This is a genomic window from Pantoea sp. EKM21T, from assembly GCF_011800405.1.
Lineage (GTDB): Bacteria > Pseudomonadota > Gammaproteobacteria > Enterobacterales > Enterobacteriaceae > Pantoea > Pantoea agglomerans.
Genome location: NZ_JAALFV010000005.1, coordinates 268,400 through 289,862 on the forward strand (window position 1 = coordinate 268,400; position 21,463 = coordinate 289,862).

Genomic DNA, 21,463 nt, shown 5'->3' on the forward strand with positions numbered 1-21,463 from the left:
CAAATTACGTTGGTCGTTTGCCAGAAAACGACATTTCATTCTTTTGATGCTCTGGTTAAGATAGTCACGAACCGTCGTTATCTGCGAAAAATGGAACATTCCCGCTGCGCACCTGTCCATTTTCAGGGCCTCTCTACAGGATTAAGGCATGTTGAACCGGTTAAAGAAAACGCTGATCGCCGCGCTCCTTCCGACGCTCATTTTCACTACTCTGTCACCTGCTTATGCCGATGTCAGTGATTCACTTCCCGATATTGGCACTACGGCCGGTTCGACGCTGTCGATTAATCAGGAACTGCAGATGGGCGACTTTTATGTGCGCCAGCTGCGTGCCAGTGCGCCGCTGATCAACGATCCGCTGCTTAATCAGTATATTAATCAGCTGGGTCAGCGACTGGTGTCGCATGCCGACTCGGTGAAAACCCCGTTCCACTTCTTTCTGATTCAGAACGATGAGCTTAACGCCTTTGCCTTTTTTGGTGGCAACGTGGTGCTGCACTCAGCGCTGTTCCGCTATACCGAAAATGAAAGCCAGCTGGCATCAGTAATGGCGCATGAGATCTCACACGTTACCCAGCGCCATCTGGCGCGCGCAATGGAAGATCAGAAGCGCAATGCGCCACTGACATGGGTCGGTGCGCTGGGCTCTATTCTGCTGGCGATGGCCAATCCGCAGGCGGGCATGGCAGCACTGACCGGCACTCTGGCGGGAACTCAGCAGGGGATTATCAGTTTTACCCAGGGTAATGAGCAGGAAGCCGACCGCATCGGAATTCAGGTACTGCAGCGCGCCGGGTTTGATCCCCAGGCGATGCCGAACTTTTTACAGAAGCTGGCCGATCAGAGCCGCTTCTCCTCGAAGCCACCTGAAATTCTGCTGACGCATCCCCTGCCCGACAGCCGTCTGGCGGATGCCCGTAACCGCGCTAACCAGATGCGGCCGGTGGTGGTGCAATCTACAGAAGATTTCTATCTGGCAAAGGTGCGTTCACTGGGCATGTACTCGACCGGGCGTAATCAGCTTACCGACGAACTGCTGAACCAGTATGCCAGCGGCAATTCTCGTGAGCAGCTGGCGTCACAATATGGCAAAGCCATACAGTTTTTGCAGGCGAAAAGTTTTGCCGATGCGAAGCGGATTATGACGCCGCTGCTGGCGAAACAGCCTAATAACGTCTGGTTCCTGGATCTTATGTCAGATATCGATATCGGCCTGAATCAGCCACAACAGGCGATCGCCCTGCTCAGCGCCGCCACCAGTGCAAAAAACAGCCCGGTAGTGCAGCTCAACCTGGCCAATGCCTACGTTGAAGCGAAACAGTATGCCAACGCCAGCCGCATTTTGAATCGCTACACCTGGGCTAATAAAGATGATCCCAACGGCTGGGATTTGCTGGCCCAGGCGTCTGCACAGCAGGGACTGAATGATGAAGAGTTATCGGCGCGGGCAGAGAGTCTGGCGCTGAATGGCCAGCTCGATCAGGCGATCACCGCGCTTGGCAGCGCCAGCGCACAGGTGCCGCTCGGCAGCCTGAAACAGGCGCGCTACGATGCCCGTATCGATCAGCTGCGCCAGTTACAACAGCGCTTTAAGCAATATCAGAAAGGCTGAGCATTCACGCTGCGAATAGAGGAGAGTCTGAGATGGTGACGATTTACCACAACCCGCGCTGCAGCAAGAGCCGCGAGACGCTGGCGCTGCTGAACGCCCGCGGGATAGAGCCGGAAGTGGTGCTCTATCTGCAAACGCCGCCCGATAGCGAGACGCTGCAAATCCTGTTACAGAAACTGGGAATGCAGAGTGCACAGCAGTTGATGCGGACTAAAGAGGCGATCTATAGCGAACTGGCACTCAGCGACAAAAGCGAAAGTGCACTGCTGGATGCGCTGGTGGAACATCCGGTGCTGATTGAAAGGCCGATAGTGATCAATGGCGACAAGGCGCGGATCGGACGTCCGCCCGAAGCGGTGCTCGACCTGTTTTAAAGGCCGAGTGTCTCTTTCACAAACGGAATGGTGAGTTTACGCTGGGCGCTGATCGAGGCGCTATCAAGCCGATCCAGCGTATCAAACAGGGTGCGCATTTCACGATCCAGTCGCTTCAGCAGGAAGCGCCCCACATCTTCCGGCAGCTCAAATCCGCGTAACCCGGCGCGCAGTTGCAGCGCCTGTAATTTGTCTTCGTCGGAGAGAGGCTGCAGGCGATAGATCTGCCCCCAGTCCAGCCGCGAAGCGAGATCGGGCAGTTGCAGATTAAGCTGGCGTGGTGGACGATCGCCGGTAATAAACAGGCGCGTATTACCGGTTTCCAGAATACGGTTATAGAGATCGAAGATCGCCATTTCCCATTCAGGCTCGCCTGCAATGCACTCGATGTTATCGATGCAGACCAGTGACAGCTGCTCCATCCCTTCCAGTACTTCCGGTACAAACCAGGTGCGTTTGTCCAGCGGAACGTAACCGACCGCTTCGCTGCGCGCTGACATCTCGGCGCACGCGGCGTGCAGCAAATGGCTCCGCCCTCCGCCTTCGCGTGACCAGAAGTAGAGATAGCTGCCATGTTGTTGGTTGAGAGCGCCTTTCAGCGCGGCAATCAGCGACGGGTTTTCCCCCGGCCAGAAGCTGGAGAAGGTTTCATCGTCAGGTAAATAGAGTGGCAATGACAATTGTGCCGGCGTGTTCAGAAGCACCTCAGCAAGAGAACAAGCAAAAAATCGGGGGAAGTCTAACACAGTTTTCAGAAAGAGATGAATGGGGCGTCCCTGCCCCGATCCTGTCAGGCTTGCTGCGATCACGGCTCGCGCGATTCTTCAGCCTCCAGCACCACTTCTTCCGGACGCAGCAGCGAGATCACACGGAAGATCAGCGCTAATCCAACCCCTACGATTGTCGCCAGCGCCATGCCTTTCAGCTCCGCAGCACCGATATGCACCTTCGCACCGCTGACGCCGATGATCAGGATCACCGAGGTCAGGATCAGATTTTGCGCTTTGTTGTAATCGACTTTGGATTCGATCAACACCCGGATACCGGATGCGCCGATCACGCCATACAGCAGCAGCGACACGCCGCCCATTACCGGTACCGGGATCGCCTGGATCACCGCCGCCAGTTTGCCGACACAGGAGAGCAGGATCGCCAGAATCGCCGCGCCGCCAATCACCCAGGTACTGTAGACGCGGGTAATCGCCATCACCCCGATGTTTTCACCGTAGGTGGTGTTAGGCGTTGAACCAAAGAAGCCGGAGATGACCGTTGATAAGCCGTTGGCGAACATTGAACGATGCAGGCCAGGGTCGCGAATCAGATCTTTCTTTACGATGTTGGCGGTGACCACCAGATGACCGATATGCTCGGCAATCACCACCAGCGCCGCAGGCAGGATCGTCAGCATCGCCACCCACTCAAAGCGCGGGGTATAGAAGGTTGGCAGCGCAAACCAGGGTGCTTTGACTACGCCGCTCCAGTCAACAATGCCCATAAATGCAGAGAGCAGATAACCCGCTACCACCCCGACCAGAATCGGGATGATCGCCAGGAAGCCACGAAACAGCACGGAACCGAATACCGTCACTGCCAGCGTGACCAGCGAAATCAGCACGGTTGTACTGTCGGGCGCACTGCCTTCCGCGGGCAGCAGACCTGCCATATTGGCGGCTACTCCCGCCAGTTCCAGACCGATGACGGCGACAATCGCGCCCATCGCTGCCGGGGGAAACATCACATCGAGCCAGCCGGTGCCCGCGCGTTTGACAATCAGCGCCACCAGACAGAACAGCACGCCGCACAGGATAAATCCGCCCAGCGCGACCTCATACCCCAGCGGCAGCAATAGCAGTACTGGCGAGATAAAGGCAAAACTGGAACCGAGGTAAGCGGGAATTTTGCCTTTACAGATAAAGAGGTAGATCAGCGTGCCTACGCCGTTAAATAACAGCACCGTCGCCGGGTTGATGTGGAACAGAATCGGTACCAGTACCGTGGCACCAAACATGGCGAACAGGTGTTGCAGGCTGAGTGGAATGGTTTGCAGTAACGGCGGTCGTTCACTAACGCCAATGGCGCGACGAGTCATCATTTATCCCCTTGTGTTATTTATCCCCCAGGGCGCGCGCCTCTGGCACAGCAGCAGGCACGCCGGTGAGCCTCGCAGACACACCAAACCCGTTCGGGGATCTTTTTTTTGCCAAAAAAAAGCCGACTCTCTGGTCGGCTGTGCGATTTATTTGGTTCCGAAAATCTTGTCCCCGGCATCGCCGAGCCCGGGAATGATGTAACCCTTCTCATTCAGTCCCTGATCCACTGACGCGGTGTAAAGCTCAACGTCAGGATGCGCTTTCTCCAGCGCGGCAATCCCTTCTGGTGCGGCAACCAGTACCAGCACTTTAATGCTGGTGCAGCCCGCTTTCTTCAGCAGGTCGATGGTGGCAATCATGGAACCGCCAGTCGCCAGCATAGGATCGACGACCAGCGCCAGGCGCTCTTCGATGTTAGAGACCAGCTTCTGGAAATAGGGAACCGGCTCCAGTGTCTCTTCATCACGGTAAACACCCACCACGCTGATACGGGCGCTGGGAACGTGCTCCAGCACCCCTTCCATCATGCCAAGACCGGCACGCAGAATCGGCACCACCGTGATTTTTTTGCCTTTGATCTGATCGATCTCTACCGGGCCATTCCAGCCCTCAATGGTTACGCGCTCTGTTTCCAGATCGGCGGTCGCTTCGTAGGTCAGCAGGCTGCCCACTTCAGACGCCAGCTCGCGAAAACGCTTTGTACTGATATCATGCTCACGCATCAAGCCCAGTTTATGTTTGACCAGCGGGTGTCTGACTTCCACGATCTTCATTGGTGTTCTCCCGGAATGAGTTGAGCTAAAAAAAAATCGCGGGATTATACCGCCTTTTACGCTCCGCGCCACCTGCTCTTGCGCAAAGCCGCGGGTTTTACCGGGACAAATAGAGGATTAATGAAAATCGCCCGATGCGCAATCCCGGACTCGCAAACGTTTGCCTGCACTGATAGAATTGCCGCGCTTTATTTTAAACCACCAACCGCAACTCGCGTGGGGACCTCGCAGTGACCGACAAAACCTCTCTCAGTTACAAAGACGCCGGTGTTGATATTGATGCTGGTAACGCTCTGGTTGACCGTATTAAAGGCGTAGTGAAAAAGACGCGTCGCCCGGAAGTGATGGGTGGACTGGGCGGTTTTGGTGCGCTTTGCGCGCTGCCGCAAAAATACCGTGAACCGGTGCTGGTCTCCGGCACCGATGGCGTTGGCACCAAGCTGCGTCTGGCGATGGATCTCAAACGTCACGATGCCATTGGTGTTGACCTGGTGGCGATGTGCGTCAACGACCTGGTAGTACAGGGCGCCGAGCCCCTCTTCTTCCTCGACTACTACGCTACCGGCAAACTGGATGTGGATACCGCCTCTGCGGTGATCACCGGCATCGCCGAAGGTTGTCTGCAGTCGGGTTGTGCGCTGGTGGGCGGTGAAACCGCTGAGATGCCAGGCATGTATCACGGCGAAGATTACGATGTGGCCGGTTTCTGTGTTGGCGTGGTGGAAAAGTCAGAGATCATTGATGGCAGCAAGGTGCAGGATGGCGATGTACTTATCGCTCTCGGCTCCAGTGGCCCGCACTCCAACGGCTATTCGCTGGTGCGTAAGATTCTGGAAGTCAGCAACACCGATCCGCTGGCTGAACAGCTGGAAGGCAAACCGCTGGCCGATCATCTGCTGGAACCGACCCGCATCTACGTGAAAAATATCCTGAGCCTGATTGAGCAGGTCGATGTGCACGCTATCGCACACCTGACCGGCGGCGGCTTCTGGGAGAATATTCCGCGCGTGCTGCCCGACAACACTCAGGCCGTCATCGACGAGAAGAGCTGGCAATGGCCGGCCGTCTTCAGCTGGTTACAGCAGGCGGGCAACGTCAGCCGTTTCGAGATGTACCGCACCTTTAACTGCGGCGTCGGCATGATCATCGCCCTGAGTCCGGCAGACGCGGACAACGCGATTGCGCTGATGCAGGCTGCGGGCGAGAAAGCCTGGAAGCTCGGCGTAATTAAAGCGTCTGATGCCGAAGAGCGTGTGGTCATCAACGGATGAAAAAGCTGGTTGTACTGATTTCCGGCAACGGAAGTAACCTTCAGTCCATCCTTGACGCCTGTGCAAGCGGGCGGATTCACGGCAGCGTGGCTGCCGTGTTCAGCAACCGCGCCGCCGCTTATGGCCTTACGCGGGCGCAGGAGGCGGGGATTCCCGCCCACTCGCTTGCCGCCAGCGACTTCACTGACCGCGAAGCCTTCGATCGCCAGCTCATCGCTGAAATCGAAGCCTACACTCCAGACCTGATTGTGCTGGCAGGATATATGCGCATTCTCAGCAGCGCGTTCGTGGCCCATTTTCACGATCGCCTGCTGAATATCCACCCTTCCCTGTTGCCGAAATATCCGGGTCTGCATACGCATCGTCAGGCGCTGGAAAATGGCGATAGCGAACATGGCACCTCCGTACATTTCGTCACTGACGAGCTGGATGGAGGTCCGGTGATCCTGCAGGCCAAAGTCCCGGTTTTTCCCGGCGACAGCGAAGCGGAGATTACGGAGCGGGTGCAGCATCAGGAGCATGCCATCTATCCGATGGTAATCGGCTGGTTTGTTGAGGGTCGTCTGGCGATGCGTGACGGCAAGGCCTGGCTGGATGGCGAACCGCTGCCGCCGCAGGGTTATGCTAACGACTGACCCGACAGGGGAAGCCGGGGCTTCCCCTGAAGTGCTGGCGGTCAGGGTAAAGGCTCAGGGAGCCTTTGAGCCGTCTGACATAACAACCTGCTCTGCTCCCGTTACTGACTTAACCGTAACGCCCCGTAATATAATCTTCGGTCCGTCGCTGTTTTGGCGCGGTAAAGATACGGTCAGTCTCATTAAACTCCACTAACGCGCCCTGATGCATAAACGCGGTGTAATCTGACACGCGAGAAGCCTGCTGCATGTTGTGCGTCACCAGCACCAGCGTGAAATGCTGCTTGAGCGTGGTCATCAGCTCTTCAATCACCAGCGTGGAGATGGGATCCAGCGCGGAGGTCGGCTCATCCAGCAGCAGAACTTCCGGTTCAATCGCAATGGCGCGGGCAATCACCAGCCGCTGCTGCTGTCCGGTCGAGAGCGTCAGCGCATTCTGTGACAGCTGATCTTTGACCTCACTCCACAGCGCCGCCGCGCGCAGCGCACGTTCACAGGCTTCGTTCAGCACCCGCCGATCGCGTACACCCTGTAAACGCAGCCCGTAGACCACATTTTCATAGATCGATTTTGGAAAAGGATTGGGGCGCTGAAACACCATGCCGACCCGACGACGCAGCGCCGAGAGATCCTGCTCAGGTCGCAGGATCGGCTGCGATCCCAGCAACACCTCACCCTCGACCCGGCAATGATCAATCACATCATTCATGCGATTAAAGCAGCGCAGCAACGTCGATTTGCCACAGCCCGAAGGACCAATCAGCGCGGTAATCTTGTTTTTCGGCACCTGCAGCGAAATAGCCTGCAGCGCCTGGCGCTCGCCATACCACAGCGACAGCTGGTTAACGGTCAGCGCGATATCCGTGTCGGACGTCATAGTCATAGCCTGTTATTGAGTCATAAGGCGATAGCGTTCACGCAGACGGTGACGCAGGCCCATCGCCAGCAGATTAAGCGACAGAATAATCAGCACCAGCAGCAGCGCGGTGGCGAACACCAGCGGCCGGTCAGCTTCAATATTCGGACTCTGAAACGCCAGATCGTAAATCTGGAAGCCCAGATGCATAAATTTGCGATCCAGATGCAGATAAGGAAACACCGCGTCGACGGGCAGTTCCGGCACCATTTTTACCACGCCAACCAGCATCAGCGGCGCGGTTTCACCAGCGGCACGCGCCACCGCCAGAATCAGGCCGGTCAGCATGGCAGGCACCGCCATCGGCAGCACCACGTTCCACAGGGTTTCCGCCTGAGTCGCGCCCAGCGCCAGCGACCCCTGCCGCAGGCTGTTGGGAATGCGGGATAGTCCCTCTTCGGTCGCCACAATCACCACCGGCAGCGTTAGTAACGCCAGAGTCAGCGACGCCCACAGCAAACCAGGTGTCCCGAAGGTGGGATTGGGCAGCGCGCTGGCGAAGAAGAGCTGGTCTATCGTGCCGCCCACCAGCCAGACAAAGAAGCCCAGACCAAATACGCCATAGACGATTGAAGGAACACCTGCCAGATTGACCACCGCGATGCGCACCAGTCTGGTCAGCGCATTGCGTCCGGCATATTCATGCAGCCAGATGGCGGCGATGACACCCAGCGGCATCACGACCACCGACATCAGCAGCACCATCAGCACGGTGCCAAAGATCGCCGGGAACGCCCCGGATTCACTCTCGCCTTCAGCGGGTGAATCACTGACGAAACGCCACAGCTGATGCAGAAAATGCAGCGTTTTGCCGGTTAGCGTCATCGCGTTCGGCTTCCAGCTGTCAACGATTTCGGTCAGCGGGATCGCATGTTCGGTGCCATGCACATCCCGCAGGATTAACAGATCGCGCTGACTCTGCTGTTGCAGCGAAGCCAGTGTCTCGCTCAGCTGATTAAACCGGCGCTGCAAAGCGGCCTGATTGGCCTGATATTCTGACTCGGCCTGCAGATCAAAGCGCCCGGCAGCACGGTTTTTGGCCGCCTGCTCATCAAGCTGCTCACGCTGGCTGTTGAGGCGCGCCATATCGACCCGGCGAATCTGATTAGCCTGCCGCACCAGCATCTGCACCTGTCCGAGCCGCTGATGCAGCAGTGCATCGGGATCCTGCGCAGTCAGCTCTTCATTATCCTCACGCAGGCCGACAAACCAGCCGTATGCCTGACCGTGGCTGCGGCGCTGCAGCACCATGATGTCCGCGGGCTGGCTGACCTGCGCCGCCGTGCGACTGTAAACCACCCGGAAATCGGGTGCGTCCCAGTCACGGTTACCGGTTTTAATCAGATAGCGATTAACCTGTCCGCCGCTGTTGCCCTGCTCATCTGCCGGGGCCGGAAAGCGCCGCTGATGTTCCAGGGTTTCACCCAGCAGCCGCGTCTCGCCCCCTTCAGGCTGGCTAAACGTGTAGAGATCGACGCGCTGCGGCCAGAAAGCGCGCACCCCCTGCCAGGCCAGTAACCCAATCAGCAGCGTAAAGGCCAGCAGGCAGACGGCTACGGCACCGGCGGTTAGCCAGCGCCAGCGATCGTTCTGTCGCATCGCTTTCATGCCTGCTCCTCGTGCTGGCTGTAGCGCTGGCGCAGCCGCTGACGGATCAGCTCGGCAACCGTGTTGATCACCAGCGTAAACAGCAGCAGCATCAGGGCGCTAAGAAACAGCACGCGATAATGAGCACTCCCCGCCGCCGCTTCCGGCATCTCAATGGCGATATTGGCGGACAGCGCGCGCAGGCCGCTGAACAGGCCACCTTCACTTTGCGGCGTGTTGCCGGTCGCCATCAGCAAAATCATGGTTTCTCCTACGGCACGCCCCAGACCAATCATCAGGGCGGCAAAAATACCGGCGGAAGCACCCGGCAGCACGACGCGGGTCAGGGTTTGCCACGGCGTCGCGCCCAGTGCCAGCGAGCCCTGCCCCAGTGCAGCAGGCACGCTGAACAGCGCATCCTCAGAGAGGGTAAAGATCAGCGGTACCAGCGCAAAGCCCATCGCCAGCGCGGCTACCAGCAGATTGCGCTGTTCGTAATGCGGCAGCCAGTCGCCCGCATCCGGTATCAACAGCGTGGGCAGCCACAGCGTCAGCAGCGTGACCAGCAGCAACAGCGGCAGCAGAATCAGCACTTCACGACCCGGCTGACGCCAGCGCGGCGGTAAACGCGCGCTGAATACGCCGCACAGCAGCAGCGTGCCCGCCAGCGTCAGCGGCAGCAGCAGCACACCCACCAGCGCCTGACCAATATGCGGCGCGAGCCAGATCCCGGCAACCAGCCCCACCACTACGCTCGGCAGCGCGCCCATCATTTCGATTGCCGGTTTAACCCAGCGTCGCAGGCCGGGCGCCATAAACCAGGCGGTGTACATCGCCGCCGCCAGCGCCAGCGGTGTGGCAAACAGCAGCGCTAAACTCGCCGCTTTCAGCGTACCCATCACCATCGGCATCAGGCTGAACTTGGCCTGATAACTGTCACCCGCCGCGGTCGATTGCCAGATCCAGTCCGGTCCGGGATAATTTTCATACCAGATTTTTTGCCAGAAATTGCGCCAGGTGACGTCCGGCCACGGATTATCAAGCCGCAGAGTCTGCCAGCTTCCCGCCCGTTCAATCAGCAGGCTGTCGCCACGCGGCGAAAACTGCGCCTGCACAATGCCAGGTTCCAGCTGACGCTGCAGTATCGGGCCATTCTGCTTGCTGGCAAACAGCCGCAGCATCCCCTGTTTGCTGAGCGTCGCAAACACGCGGCGTTGTGATTCCGTCACCAGAATGGTCTCGCCGTCGCTGTTGGCAAAGGTACGAATGCGCTGCAGGCGCGGCCCCTGTTCGCTGGCGATAGCAAACCACTGTGTGACGCCGCTGCCATCCTGGATCAGCAGGCTTGTGCCGCCCACCAGCAGATGCAGACTTTTTGGCCGCTGCGGCAGGGCGTGCGTTTCGCGCAATAGTGCACGGTCATCATCAAGTTGCCAGACCCGCAGCAGATTGCTTTCGGTGGTGTAGAGCAGATCGCCGGCAGGCGAGAGCGCCAGCAGATCCAGCTGGCGTTGCGGCAGCGGGATAACCGAGGCCTGGCGATCGGTGCCGAGCGTCAGCACCCGGAGTCCGGCCTCAGTGAGTGCGGCTATACGCCACTGACCCGCATGGCGCGTCGCCAGCGCCATCTTCGTCACTGCGCCATCGGGCAGATGAAAAGGTTTATCTCCCAGCGGAAAACGCCACTGCTGGTCGGCGGTTGGCTGCATCAGTGTCAGCGCACCCTGCATATTCAGCAGTAGCGTCTGCTCATCGGCACTCCGCACTATCTCCCCGGGCGGCGGGGTCAGCGCCAGTGCCGGTTCCGCAGGCTGACCATCCAGCGGAATAAAACGCGCCGCACCGCGCTCGCTGATGCGCCAGCCGACCTTCCCCTGATTGCCAATCGCTAAGGCTGGCGCACGATCCCAGAGTTGCTGGCTGGCCGCAATCTGCAGGCCCGGCGCATTAAACAGCGGTAATACCACGCCAATCAGCCAGCAGAAGAGCAGCAGCATCAATAGCAGGATCGCCACGCCACAGCAGGTGACCAGTCGCCGTGTCAGACGGTCAACGGCACGACGCTTACGATCGCTGAATTGGACAGGAATGTGGTTTGCGCTCATGCGGTTCCGCTAGCAGGCCAAAATAAGCCGCTATGTTGCCCGTAGCCGATTGATAAGACAACTCCTGGCGTTGGACAACGCTGCCATACTCTCGCCATAATGTTGGTGGATACTGGATCTTCAGTCCTGCAACCGCTAAATGGAGTGAGAATGGGTCAGGTAAAGCTTTATATTGAAAAAGAATTAAGCTGGTTATCCTTTAATGAACGGGTTTTGCAGGAAGCAGCAGACAAAAGCAATCCACTGATTGAGCGGATGCGCTTTCTGGGTATCTACTCCAATAATCTCGACGAATTCTATAAAGTGCGTTTCGCAGACCTCAAACGCCGCATTCTGATTGGTGAAGAGCAGGGTTCCGCCAGTACGCCACGCCATCTGTTTAAGAAAATTCAGCAGCGGGTAATGAAGTCCGATCAGGAGTTTGATGCGTTATATAACGATCTGCTGCTGGAGATGGCACGTAACCAGATCTTCCTGATCAACGAACGTCAGCTCTCATCCAATCAGCAGGCGTGGCTGCGCCACTACTTCAAGCACGAACTGCGTCAGCATATCTCGCCGATTCTGATCACCCATGAAACGGATCTGACCGAATTCCTTAAAGATGACTACACCTATCTGGCGGTAGAGATCATTCGCGGTGACAATATTCAGTATGCGCTGCTGGAAATTCCGTCCGACAAAGTCCCGCGTTTCATCAATTTACCGGCTGAGCCACCGCGCCGCCGTAAGCCAATGATCCTGCTGGATAACATTCTGCGCTACTGCCTGGATGACATTTTTAAAGGTTTCTACGACTACGACGCGCTCAACGCCTATTCAATGAAAATGACGCGTGACGCCGAGTACGACCTGGTCACGGAGATGGAGTCGAGCCTGCTGGAGCTGATGTCCTCCAGCCTGAAGCAGCGACTGACGGCGGAACCGGTGCGTTTCGTCTACCAGCGCGATATGCCAGACACGATGGTGTCGCTGCTGTGCCACAAGCTTTCCATCTCAAACCTGGACTCCATCCTGCCAGGCGGCCGCTACCACAACTTCAAAGACTTTATCGGCTTCCCTAACGTCGGCAAAAATAACCTGGTGAACCGCCCGCTGCCGCAGATTCGCCACATCGGCTTTGATGGTTTCCGCAACGGCTTTGATGCGATTCGCAATCGCGACGTGCTGCTCTACTACCCGTACCACACCTTTGAGCATGTGCTGGAGCTGCTGCGCCAGGCGTCGTTCGACCCCAGCGTGCTGGCGATAAAAATCAACATCTACCGCGTTGCTAAACACTCCCGCATCATGGATGCGATGATCCATGCCGCCTACAACGGTAAAAAAGTCACGGTGGTGGTGGAGCTGCAGGCGCGCTTTGATGAAGAAGCCAATATTTACTGGGCGAAACGCCTGACTGAAGCGGGCGTGCATGTCATTTTCTCCGCACCAGGCCTGAAGATCCACGCCAAGCTGTTCCTGATCTCACGCCGCGAAGGCGAAGAGATTGTGCGCTACGCGCATATCGGTACCGGCAACTTTAACGAGAAAACCGCGCGTCTCTATACGGATTACTCGTTGCTGACCGCGGATGCGCGCATCACCAATGAAGTGCGTCGGGTATTCAACTTTATTGAGAATCCCTACCGGCCCGTGACGTTCGATCATCTGATGGTCTCGCCGCAGAACTCGCGCCGGATGCTGTATGAGCTAATCGACACCGAAATTGCTAATGCGCAGCAGAATAAGCCCTGCGGCATTACTCTGAAAATCAACAATCTGGTGGACAAAGGTCTGGTTGATCGGCTTTATACAGCCTCCAGCGTAGGGGTGAAGGTTAATCTTCTGGTGCGCGGAATGTGCTCATTAATCCCTGACTTGCCCGGGATCAGTGAAAATATTCGTGTCATCAGTATTGTTGACCGTTATCTGGAACACGATCGCGTCTATATTTTTGAGAATGGCGGCGATAAGAAGGTGTTCCTCTCCTCCGCTGACTGGATGACACGTAACATTGATTACCGTATCGAAGTGGCAGTGGCGATTCTCGATCCCCACATCCGGCAGCGCATACTCGACATTATTGCTATTCAGTTGAGTGATACGGTGAAAGCCCGCATCGTCGATAAAGAGTTGAGTAACCATTACGTCCAGCGCGGCAATCGTCGTAAAGTGCGATCGCAGCTGGCCATTTATGATTACATCAAGAAACTGGAACAACCTGAATAAATCCTATGCCAATTTCTCATAAAAGTACGCCAAAACCCCAGGAGTTTGCGGCGATTGACCTGGGCTCGAACAGTTTCCATATGGTGATTGCGCGGGTTGTCGATGGTGCGATGCAGGTACTGGGCCGCCTTAAGCAGCGCGTCCATCTGGCTGACGGGCTGGATGCCCGGCACAACCTCAGCGAGGAAGCGATGGAGCGAGGGTTAGCCTGCCTGGCCCTGTTCGCCGAGCGCCTGCAGGGGTTCAGTCCGAGCAACGTGACGATTGTCGGTACCCACACGCTGCGCGAGGCGGTCAACGCCGAAACCTTCCTGCAACGAGCGGCCGAGGTGATCCCCTATCCGATCGAGGTGATTTCGGGCCATGAAGAGGCTCGCCTGATCTTTATGGGCGTTGAACATACCCAGCCGGAGAAAGGTCGCAAGCTGGTGATCGATATCGGCGGCGGATCAACCGAGCTGGTCATTGGCGAGGATTTTGAACCGCAACTGGTTGAGAGCCGACGCATGGGTTGCGTCAGTTTCGCCCAGCTCTATTTCCCGAAAGGTGAAATCAGCCGTGAAAACTTCCGTCGCGCCCGTTTAGCGGCCGCGCAGAAGCTGGAAACGCTGGCGTGGCAATATCGTCTGCATGGCTGGCAATATGCGCTGGGCGCGTCCGGCACCATCAAAGCCGCCTGCGAAGTGCTGCTGGCGATGGATGAAAAAGAGAAGCTGATTACGCCTGAGCGCCTCGAAAAGCTCTATGACGAGGTGATGAAACACAAATCCTTTGCTGCACTCAGCCTGCCAGGTCTGTCGGAAGAGCGTAAAGGCGTGTTTGTACCCGGGCTGGCGATTCTTTGCGGCGTATTTGATGCGCTGGCCATTCGCGAATTGCGCCTCTCCGACGGTGCGCTGCGTGAAGGCGTGCTCTATGAGATGGAGGGCCGTTTCCGCCATCAGGATATTCGCAGCCGTACCGCACAGAGTCTGGCGAACCATTATGCTATCGACAGCGATCAGGCACGACGCGTGCTCGACACCACCGAGCAGCTTTATCTGCAGTGGCGCGAGCAGAATCAGAAACTGGCGAATCCACAACTGGCCGCACTGCTGAAATGGGCGGCGATGCTGCACGAAGTGGGCCTGACCATCAATCACAGCGGCCTGCAACGCCATTCAGCCTATATTCTGCAAAACACCAACCTGCCGGGCTTCAATCAGGATCAGCAGATGCTGCTGGCGGCGCTGGTCAGATTCCATCGTAAAGCGATAAAGCTTGATGAGCTGCCGCGCGTGACGCTGTTCAAGAAAAAGCAGTTTGTACCGCTGATCTTCCTGCTTCGCCTGGGTACCCTGTTGAATAATCAGCGACAGGCCACCACGCGTCCGGAGGCGTTAACCCTGAAATGCGATGATGGCCACTGGACGCTGACCTTCCCGGCGGGCTACTTCACGCAGAACAACCTGGTTCAGCTCGATCTTGAACGGGAGCAGGTTTACTGGAATGACGTCACGGGATGGAAACTGATCCTCGAAGAAGAAGTCTGACAACACGGGCGCCTGGCGCCCGTTTAACTGAAATGATGAATATGACACAACCAACCGCACCCCTTTCAGGCGAAAATTATTTTGCCGAAACCTATGGTTTAACGCCGCCCCACTCCGAAGTGGTTGCGGCGCTGCCCCAGCTCAACGTCGGCAAGGCGCTTGACCTTGGCTGTGGCGTGGGACGCAATACGCTGTTTCTGAATCAGCACGGTTTTGACGTCACGGCGTGGGATCATAATCCGCAAAGCCTGGCGCGCCTGCAGGAGATTATTGCGCAGGAAAATCTCAGCGGCATTCATACCGAGCAGCGCGACCTGAACAACACGCGCTTTAATGGCGGCTTCAACTTTGTGCTATCGACTGTGGTGATGATGTTCCTGCAGCCGCAGACTATTCCGCAGCTGATTGCCGACATGCAGGCCTGTACGGTCAGAGACGGTTTTAACCTGATCGTGGCGGCGATGAACACGGACGATATGCCCTGCCCGGCTGATTTCTCCTTTGCGTTTAAATCAGGTGAGCTCAGCCACTACTACCGCAACTGGCACATCGTGAAGTACAACGAGCACCCCGGTCAGCTGCATCGCACAGATGAAAATGGCAACCGCATCACCTGTCGGTTTGCGACGCTGCTGGCGCAAAAAGCGAGTTACTGATCTTTATCTGCTGTTTTTTTCAACAGCGATTGATTTCATCAGGCGACTGTGACTAAATATTGCAGTCGCCCCAGATGGGGTCATTACAGGAACCACCCCGCGTGAACAGCGCTATTTCTCCCCGAAGACGTCAAAAAACCGGCACCATGACCCGCATTGTGCTGCTGATTAGTTTTATCATTCTTTTTAGTCGCCTGATTTTTATCCTGCCTGCTGCCTTCGAGCATCATCAGCAACAGAAAGCTATTCCTGAACCGGTTGCCATAACATCAGGCGATACGCGATAGCGAATAACCAATAACGACCTTTCGCCTGAAACGCACCTGATACGTAAATGTTATCCAGACAACTGGACTCTTTTTTGCATCCCTTTTTCAGGCGAAACGCTACACTTCGTGCTGGTGCTTTCAGACTTAAGGGATCCAATGTGTCTGCCTCTCACTCTCAACGTTTAAGTGAAATACGTCATCGCATTCTGACGCTGCTGCTCAGCGAGCACGATCTGGTTGATGCCCTGCTGGAGAAATCGGGCGATCTCAATCCTGAACAGCAACGTGAAAATGCGGCCCAGCGTGACGCGCTGGAACAGGACATTCTGCAACTGCATGCCGCTGACCTCGCGGATATTCTCGAAGCCCTGCCCGAAGAAGAACGTCAGGCGCTGTGGCGGCTGGTGCCGAACGAGCGGCGCGGCCATGTGCTGGTTGAAGCGTCTGAAACGGTCTGGGCCAGCCTCACCGAAGAGATGAGCGACCGCGATATCCTGCGCGCTATCCAGCCGCTGGATATCGACGATCAGGTCTGGCTGGCGCGTTATCTGCCACGTGACCTGACCGGACGCCTGCTGGCAACTGTGGAGCCCGCCCTGCGCGCCCGCATGCTCGATATGGTGCAGCTTGACCGTGACCGCGTGGGCCGGGTGATGGATTTCAATATCCTGACGGTGCGTGAAGATGTCACGCTTGCAACGGTGCAACGCTTTCTGCGCAAGCGCAAAAGCATGCCGGGCGGTACCGATAAACTCTTTATCACCAATAAAGATAATCAGCTGCTGGGCGAACTGCTGCTGACGGACATCCTGCTTAACAAACCCAAAACCCTGGTGAGCGACGTGATGAACGCGCGCCCTACCACCTTCCAGCTCAATGATAAGGCCGAAGACGCAGCCAGCGCCTTTGAACGTTATAACCTCATTTCTGCCGCCGTCACCGACGCCAAAGGCAAGCTGATTGGCCGCGTGACCATTGAAGACATCATCGACCTGGTGAATGCCGAAAACGAAAGCAACATTCGTAAAATGGGGGGGATCAGTCAGGAAGAGGATGTGTTCGCGCCGGTGCGTAAATCGGTACGTAAACGCTGGGCCTGGCTGGCGATTAACCTCTGTACCGCCTTTGTCGCCTCACGGGTTATCGGGCTGTTTGAAGGGACGATTTCGCAAATCGTGGCGCTGGCCACGCTGATGCCGATCGTCGCGGGTATCGGCGGCAATACCGGTAATCAGACCATCACCATGATTGTGCGGGCGCTGGCCTTACATCAGGTTGAACCGGGCAACTTTTCGTTTTTGATCGTCCGCGAGCTTGGCGTGGCGCTGATCAACGGCCTGTTCTGGGGCGGCATCATGGGCGGTATCACCTGGCTGATGTATGACAATATGGCGCTGGGCGGCGTTATGATGCTGGCCATGGCGCTGAATCTGCTGCTGGCCGCGCTGATGGGCGTGCTGGTGCCGCTGGTCATGACTAAAATGAATCGCGATCCCGCCGTCGGCTCCAGCGTATTGATCACCGCCCTTACTGACACCGGCGGCTTCTTTATTTTCCTGGGACTGGCGACGATCTTCCTGCTGCCGCACTAATCTTCAGGCTTGCAGGCCGTAACGTTGCAGCGACCCGTTAAGATTGCGCTGCCGCGTTACCTGTGCCAGCTCTCGGGTCGCCGCAGGCAGCGTATAGTTACCACGCTGAATCAGCCACTCCAGCACATCCGCTAAGTGCCAGATGGCGGTTTTACCGTCATGCACCGGCAGCGGAAACGGCGGGCGGTGGCTGAGCATCAGCTTACGCATATTCTGACGCGTCATGCCGATGATCTCCGCCACATCCGTCAATCCCACAAAATCGGGTGCGGCTTCCACCAGCGTGGCTCCCGGTATCGCACGCAGCACATCCTCTTCTGCCTGCTTCAATACATCCGTTGCGGAGTCAGACTCGCGGGTGAACTCCAGTGCAATTCTGCCCGGCATGCCCAGGCCGATTAGCGCATCATCACAGCCTGCCGCTGCCAGCGTTTCCAGCAGTTCATCCACCGGCGCGTGCCCTTCCGGCAGGCTGAACCGTAATGTGAAACAATATTCCATATGCTTCTCCTTGTGCTGCATCAGGACTTCAGATAGTGACAGTTGTCGACCACGCGCCGCAGCGCGCGGGCATGCTGATGTGCGTTTTTTGGTGTGCTCCAGATACAGGTCAGACAAAACTCCCCACATCGGCACATCAACAGATTTTTCGGACAGTACATTTTGCCCCAGGCGTGATGGCCTCCCGTGACGACCAGCCAGCCATGGGATTCGGCGTAGCGTAACGCCGTTTCGATCTCTTTGTTGGGATGCCGCTTCCTTGCCATATTTTTCCCTATCCTGACGCTGAATTGATAAGTTGTCAACTGACAACCCTATGAAATTATCTTAGTGCGGCTCAGCATGCGCAGACTTTTTCTCGCAGTAAAACAGTCAGGGTATAAACTGGAAAACGTCACACAAAAAACGATCAGCGCCAGAAGTCATCTGGCAGCAGAAACGATAATCAACGGAGGCAATATGTTTAAAGCAGAGGATTTTGTTCAGTCTAAAACCGGCGGCCCGAAAATGCAGGTGCTGCGCGTCGAAGGTGACACCTTATGGTGTGCACGCGTTGATGATGCGGCGAAAAAAGAGATCGAAGTGAAAGCAGAGAGCGTCAATCTCTATCACGAAGAGGGTGACTTTGGCGTGTGCTGAAGTGAAACGGCCCCTGACGGGGCCAGACTGTCAGGGCTTATCCTGCTGAAGGTTGTCATTTCCCAGGCCGCCAATAAACGGCAGACGCAGCCGGAACGGTGTGAAATCGACTCCCATGTTCAGGCCCAGCAGATTCACTTCAAATCCCTCTTCTGCACCCAGCGTCACTCCCGCCACACCCAGAATCGACACCTGCACACCGCGCCCGGATGGCGGCAGCCCGACCGGACGCCACAGTGGCCGGTAATCTTTACCCAGCGCGTTAGCGGGCAGATCAAGCCTTAAAGCGGGTACTTCGCGGCCAATATGCGCCAGGAAGGTGTTGCTGTTTGGTCCAGGCCAGGCGCGATAGGTTGTCGGCCACGGATAGGATTGAATGGCGGCTTCAATCTGCGGGATCATCGCTTCTGCTTCCGGTCCGCGATGTTCCACCAGCAGCCGCGGTTTTGCGCCATACCAGTAGCCATCAGGCAGGTTGGTGTTGCGCCGGACTTTATCGCCGCTGCCCCAGCTAATCACTTCGTAGCGAGTGAATCGAGTTTCACCTGCGCGCTTGAAGATGATCCACGGATGCACCGCCACCGCCCCTTTCCAGCCATAGGTCGGCGCAGCATAGACCTGTACAATAGCCAGGCTATATAAAGCGCGCGGGTCGGGTGCTATCCCGGACGAATCACGTCGGGCGGTCGCCCAGCCGCCCGGCTCTGCGGTTTCGCTGTGACGCGTCGCCTGCGCAATGCTGGCTCCCAGCGATAGCAGCAGTACGGCAACAAAAAACAGGCTGAACACTTTAAGTGAGAGCATGACAACATTCCTGGTGACGTAAGAATCGCGAATCGCCTGTTCAGCAGGCGGTTTCAGTAAGCGGCGGCTTTGGGATACGGACGATCGGTGAAAGCGGCGGTTAAGAGCGGGACACAACTGACGTCAGTTGCGGGCTTTTACTGCATGGAGGATAGCGTAATTTCCGGCAAAGTGAACAGGAAAACACCAGCGACGGACCTGGATGTGCTGAAAGGTTAAAACAGCGAGTCTGCGCACGGTCAGAGCAATAAAAAAAGCCCGCTGAGGAGCGGGCTGCAGACTTATCAGGGATTAACTGGCTGAGGCCAGGTTATTCCCACTCTATTGTCGCTGGTGGCTTACCGCTGATGTCATACACCACGCGGGAGATGCCGTCGACTTCATTGATGATGCGGTTAGAGACACGGCCCAGGAAATCATACGGCAGGTGTGCCCAGTGTGCGGTCATAAAGTCGATGGTTTCCACCGCACGCAGCGAGACAACCCAGTCATATTTACGGCCATCGCCCATTACGCCGACTGAACGTACCGGCAGGAAGACGGTGAAGGCCTGGCTGACTTTGTTATAGAGATCCGCTTTATGCAGCTCTTCAATGAAGATGGCATCGGCACGGCGCAGCAGGTCGCAATACTCTTTCTTCACTTCGCCCAGCACGCGCACGCCCAGACCTGGGCCCGGGAACGGATGGCGATAGAGCATGTCGTAAGGCAGGCCCAGCTCCAGACCAATCTTACGCACTTCATCTTTGAACAGCTCACGCAGCGGCTCAACCAGGCCCATCTTCATCTCTTTCGGCAGGCCGCCGACGTTGTGATGCGATTTGATGACGTGCGCCTTACCGGTTGCAGAGGCCGCAGACTCAATAACATCCGGATAGATGGTGCCCTGTGCCAGCCACTTAACGTCCTGCAGCTTCAGCGCTTCTTCGTCGAAGACTTCCACAAAGACGCGACCGATAATTTTACGTTTCGCTTCCGGCTCATTCTCACCTGCCAGCGCGTCGAGGAAGCGCGCTTCGCCTTCAACGTGAATAATGTTGAGGCCGAAGTGGTCGCCAAACATATCCATAACCTGTTGTGCTTCGTTCAGGCGCAGCAGGCCGTTATCTACGAACACACAGGTCAGACGGTCGCCAATGGCGCGATGCAGCAGCATTGCCGTCACGGAGGAGTCAACACCACCTGACAGGCCAAGGATCACTTTGTCGTTGCCGACCTGCACACGCAGGCGTTCAACCGCATCTTCAATGATTTTGGCTGGCGTCCACAGGGCTTCACATTCACAGATGTCGATAACGAAGCGCTCAAGCATCCGCAGGCCCTGGCGGGTATGGGTCACTTCCGGGTGGAACTGCACGCCGTAGAAGCGCTTCTCTTCGTTAGCCATGATGGCGAACGGACAGGTTTCTGTGCTGGCAACGGTCACGAAGTCAGCCGGGATCGCCGTGACTTTGTCGCCGTGGCTCATCCAGACATCCAGCAGCGGTTTGCCAGCGGCGCTGATCGCATCTTCAATATCGCGAACCAGGGCGCTTGGCGTCGTCACTTCAACCTGCGCATAACCAAACTCACGCTCGGTTGAGCCAGCAACGGTGCCGCCCAGCTGCATCGCCATCGTCTGCATACCGTAGCAGACACCCAGCACCGGCACGCCAGCGCTGAAGACATATTCAGGCGCACGCGGGCTGTTCAGTTCGGTGGTGCTTTCCGGACCACCGGAAAGGATGATGCCGCTTGGGTTGAACTGGCGAATCTGCTCTTCGGTGACATCCCATGCCCAGAGTTCACAGTAAACGCCCAGCTCGCGCACGCGACGTGCAACCAGCTGAGTATATTGTGAGCCGAAATCGAGAATCAGAATGCGATGCTTATGGATATTTTCCGTCGTCATTGAGG

At 56.8% G+C, this 21,463-nt stretch carries 20 protein-coding genes; 10 read left to right on the forward strand and 10 right to left on the reverse strand.

The window, feature by feature from the left end; genetic code table 11:
- Positions 1-148 precede the first annotated feature (148 nt).
- Positions 149-1,612 carry a M48 family metallopeptidase gene (locus HFD87_RS12490; protein ID WP_039390812.1) on the forward strand — a complete coding sequence of 488 codons (1,464 nt, stop codon included), beginning with the start codon at positions 149-151 and terminating at the stop codon, positions 1,610-1,612.
- Between the two features lie 32 nt (positions 1,613-1,644).
- Positions 1,645-1,986 (forward strand): arsenate reductase (glutaredoxin), encoded by a 342-nt coding sequence (gene arsC, locus HFD87_RS12495; protein WP_010260053.1) that lies wholly within the window; start codon positions 1,645-1,647, stop codon positions 1,984-1,986.
- Here the strand turns inward: arsC and hda are convergent.
- The 3 genes from hda to upp form a co-directional block, all read right to left on the reverse strand.
- Positions 1,983-2,690: a DnaA inactivator Hda gene (gene hda / locus HFD87_RS12500; protein ID WP_167423502.1), complete on the reverse strand. Its 708-nt coding sequence runs from the start codon at positions 2,688-2,690 to the stop codon at positions 1,983-1,985. The two genes, arsC and hda, sit on opposite strands and share 4 nt — an antisense overlap.
- Positions 2,691-2,791: 101 nt before the next feature.
- Positions 2,792-4,075 carry a uracil permease gene (gene uraA / locus HFD87_RS12505; protein ID WP_010671338.1) on the reverse strand — a complete coding sequence of 428 codons (1,284 nt, stop codon included), beginning with the start codon at positions 4,073-4,075 and terminating at the stop codon, positions 2,792-2,794.
- A 147-nt stretch (positions 4,076-4,222) separates the two neighbouring features.
- Positions 4,223-4,849 carry a uracil phosphoribosyltransferase gene (upp, locus tag HFD87_RS12510; RefSeq protein ID WP_009088774.1) on the reverse strand — a complete coding sequence of 209 codons (627 nt, stop codon included), beginning with the start codon at positions 4,847-4,849 and terminating at the stop codon, positions 4,223-4,225.
- 230 nt (positions 4,850-5,079) lie between these two features.
- Here upp and purM point away from each other — a divergent pair, with 230 nt between their 5' ends.
- Together purM and purN are read left to right on the forward strand one after the other, a co-directional pair.
- Positions 5,080-6,120: a phosphoribosylformylglycinamidine cyclo-ligase gene (gene purM, locus HFD87_RS12515; RefSeq protein WP_010671337.1), complete on the forward strand. Its 1,041-nt coding sequence runs from the start codon at positions 5,080-5,082 to the stop codon at positions 6,118-6,120.
- Complete coding sequence (gene purN, locus HFD87_RS12520) at positions 6,117-6,755, forward strand: phosphoribosylglycinamide formyltransferase (RefSeq protein ID WP_010260066.1); 639 nt, start codon at positions 6,117-6,119, stop codon at positions 6,753-6,755. The genes purM and purN overlap by 4 nt, the downstream gene beginning before the upstream one ends.
- Positions 6,756-6,864: 109 nt before the next feature.
- Here the strand turns inward: purN and pstB are convergent, their stop codons facing one another.
- From pstB to HFD87_RS12535, 3 genes are read right to left on the reverse strand one after another with little or no spacing between them, the layout of a single operon-like run.
- On the reverse strand, positions 6,865-7,632 hold the full coding sequence (gene pstB / locus HFD87_RS12525; RefSeq protein ID WP_167423503.1) for a phosphate ABC transporter ATP-binding protein PstB: 768 nt from the start codon (positions 7,630-7,632) through the stop codon (positions 6,865-6,867).
- A 12-nt stretch (positions 7,633-7,644) separates the two neighbouring features.
- Positions 7,645-9,279, reverse strand: a complete 1,635-nt coding sequence (gene pstA / locus HFD87_RS12530; protein WP_167423504.1) for a phosphate ABC transporter permease PstA — start codon at positions 9,277-9,279, stop codon at positions 7,645-7,647.
- Positions 9,276-11,363 (reverse strand): ABC transporter permease subunit, encoded by a 2,088-nt coding sequence (locus HFD87_RS12535; protein WP_167423505.1) that lies wholly within the window; start codon positions 11,361-11,363, stop codon positions 9,276-9,278. Before HFD87_RS12535 ends, pstA begins: the two co-directional genes overlap by 4 nt.
- Before the next feature lie 150 nt (positions 11,364-11,513).
- On the opposite strand from HFD87_RS12535, the gene ppk1 reads away from it, so the two are divergent.
- The 5 genes from ppk1 (at position 11,514) to mgtE (ending at position 17,623) form a co-directional block, all read left to right on the forward strand.
- Positions 11,514-13,574 carry a polyphosphate kinase 1 gene (gene ppk1, locus HFD87_RS12540; RefSeq protein WP_010260075.1) on the forward strand — a complete coding sequence of 687 codons (2,061 nt, stop codon included), beginning with the start codon at positions 11,514-11,516 and terminating at the stop codon, positions 13,572-13,574.
- A 5-nt stretch (positions 13,575-13,579) separates the two neighbouring features.
- The gene (gene ppx / locus HFD87_RS12545; RefSeq protein WP_010260078.1) at positions 13,580-15,106 is read left to right on the forward strand and encodes an exopolyphosphatase; all 1,527 of its coding nucleotides are present in this window, start codon (positions 13,580-13,582) and stop codon (positions 15,104-15,106) included.
- A gap of 41 nt (positions 15,107-15,147) precedes the next feature.
- Positions 15,148-15,762, forward strand: coding sequence for a tellurite resistance methyltransferase TehB (tehB, locus tag HFD87_RS12550; RefSeq protein WP_010671332.1), 615 nt, complete (start codon positions 15,148-15,150; stop codon positions 15,760-15,762).
- 101 nt (positions 15,763-15,863) lie between these two features.
- A complete protein-coding gene (locus HFD87_RS12555) occupies positions 15,864-16,049 on the forward strand; it encodes a YfgG family protein (protein WP_010671331.1) in 186 nt (61 codons plus the stop codon).
- 140 nt (positions 16,050-16,189) lie between these two features.
- Positions 16,190-17,623, forward strand: a complete 1,434-nt coding sequence (mgtE, locus tag HFD87_RS12560; protein WP_010671330.1) for a magnesium transporter — start codon at positions 16,190-16,192, stop codon at positions 17,621-17,623.
- A 3-nt stretch (positions 17,624-17,626) separates the two neighbouring features.
- On the opposite strand, the gene HFD87_RS12565 is transcribed toward mgtE, so the two are convergent.
- Both HFD87_RS12565 and HFD87_RS12570 read right to left on the reverse strand, forming a co-directional pair.
- Positions 17,627-18,124: an AlpA family transcriptional regulator gene (locus HFD87_RS12565; RefSeq protein WP_010671329.1), complete on the reverse strand. Its 498-nt coding sequence runs from the start codon at positions 18,122-18,124 to the stop codon at positions 17,627-17,629.
- Positions 18,125-18,144: 20 nt separating this feature from the next.
- Complete coding sequence (locus HFD87_RS12570) at positions 18,145-18,390, reverse strand: hypothetical protein (protein ID WP_010671328.1); 246 nt, start codon at positions 18,388-18,390, stop codon at positions 18,145-18,147.
- 193 nt (positions 18,391-18,583) lie between these two features.
- Here HFD87_RS12570 and HFD87_RS12575 point away from each other — a divergent pair, with 193 nt between their 5' ends.
- Positions 18,584-18,763 carry a hypothetical protein gene (locus HFD87_RS12575; RefSeq protein ID WP_022624131.1) on the forward strand — a complete coding sequence of 60 codons (180 nt, stop codon included), beginning with the start codon at positions 18,584-18,586 and terminating at the stop codon, positions 18,761-18,763.
- Between the two features lie 30 nt (positions 18,764-18,793).
- Here the strand turns inward: HFD87_RS12575 and HFD87_RS12580 are convergent, their stop codons facing one another.
- A complete protein-coding gene (locus tag HFD87_RS12580; RefSeq protein WP_060680732.1) occupies positions 18,794-19,567 on the reverse strand; it encodes a DUF3750 domain-containing protein in 774 nt (257 codons plus the stop codon).
- A gap of 310 nt (positions 19,568-19,877) precedes the next feature.
- Entirely contained in the window at positions 19,878-21,458 is a 1,581-nt protein-coding gene (gene guaA / locus HFD87_RS12585; RefSeq protein WP_010671325.1) for a glutamine-hydrolyzing GMP synthase, read from the reverse strand.
- Between the last annotated feature and the right edge of the window lie 5 nt (positions 21,459-21,463).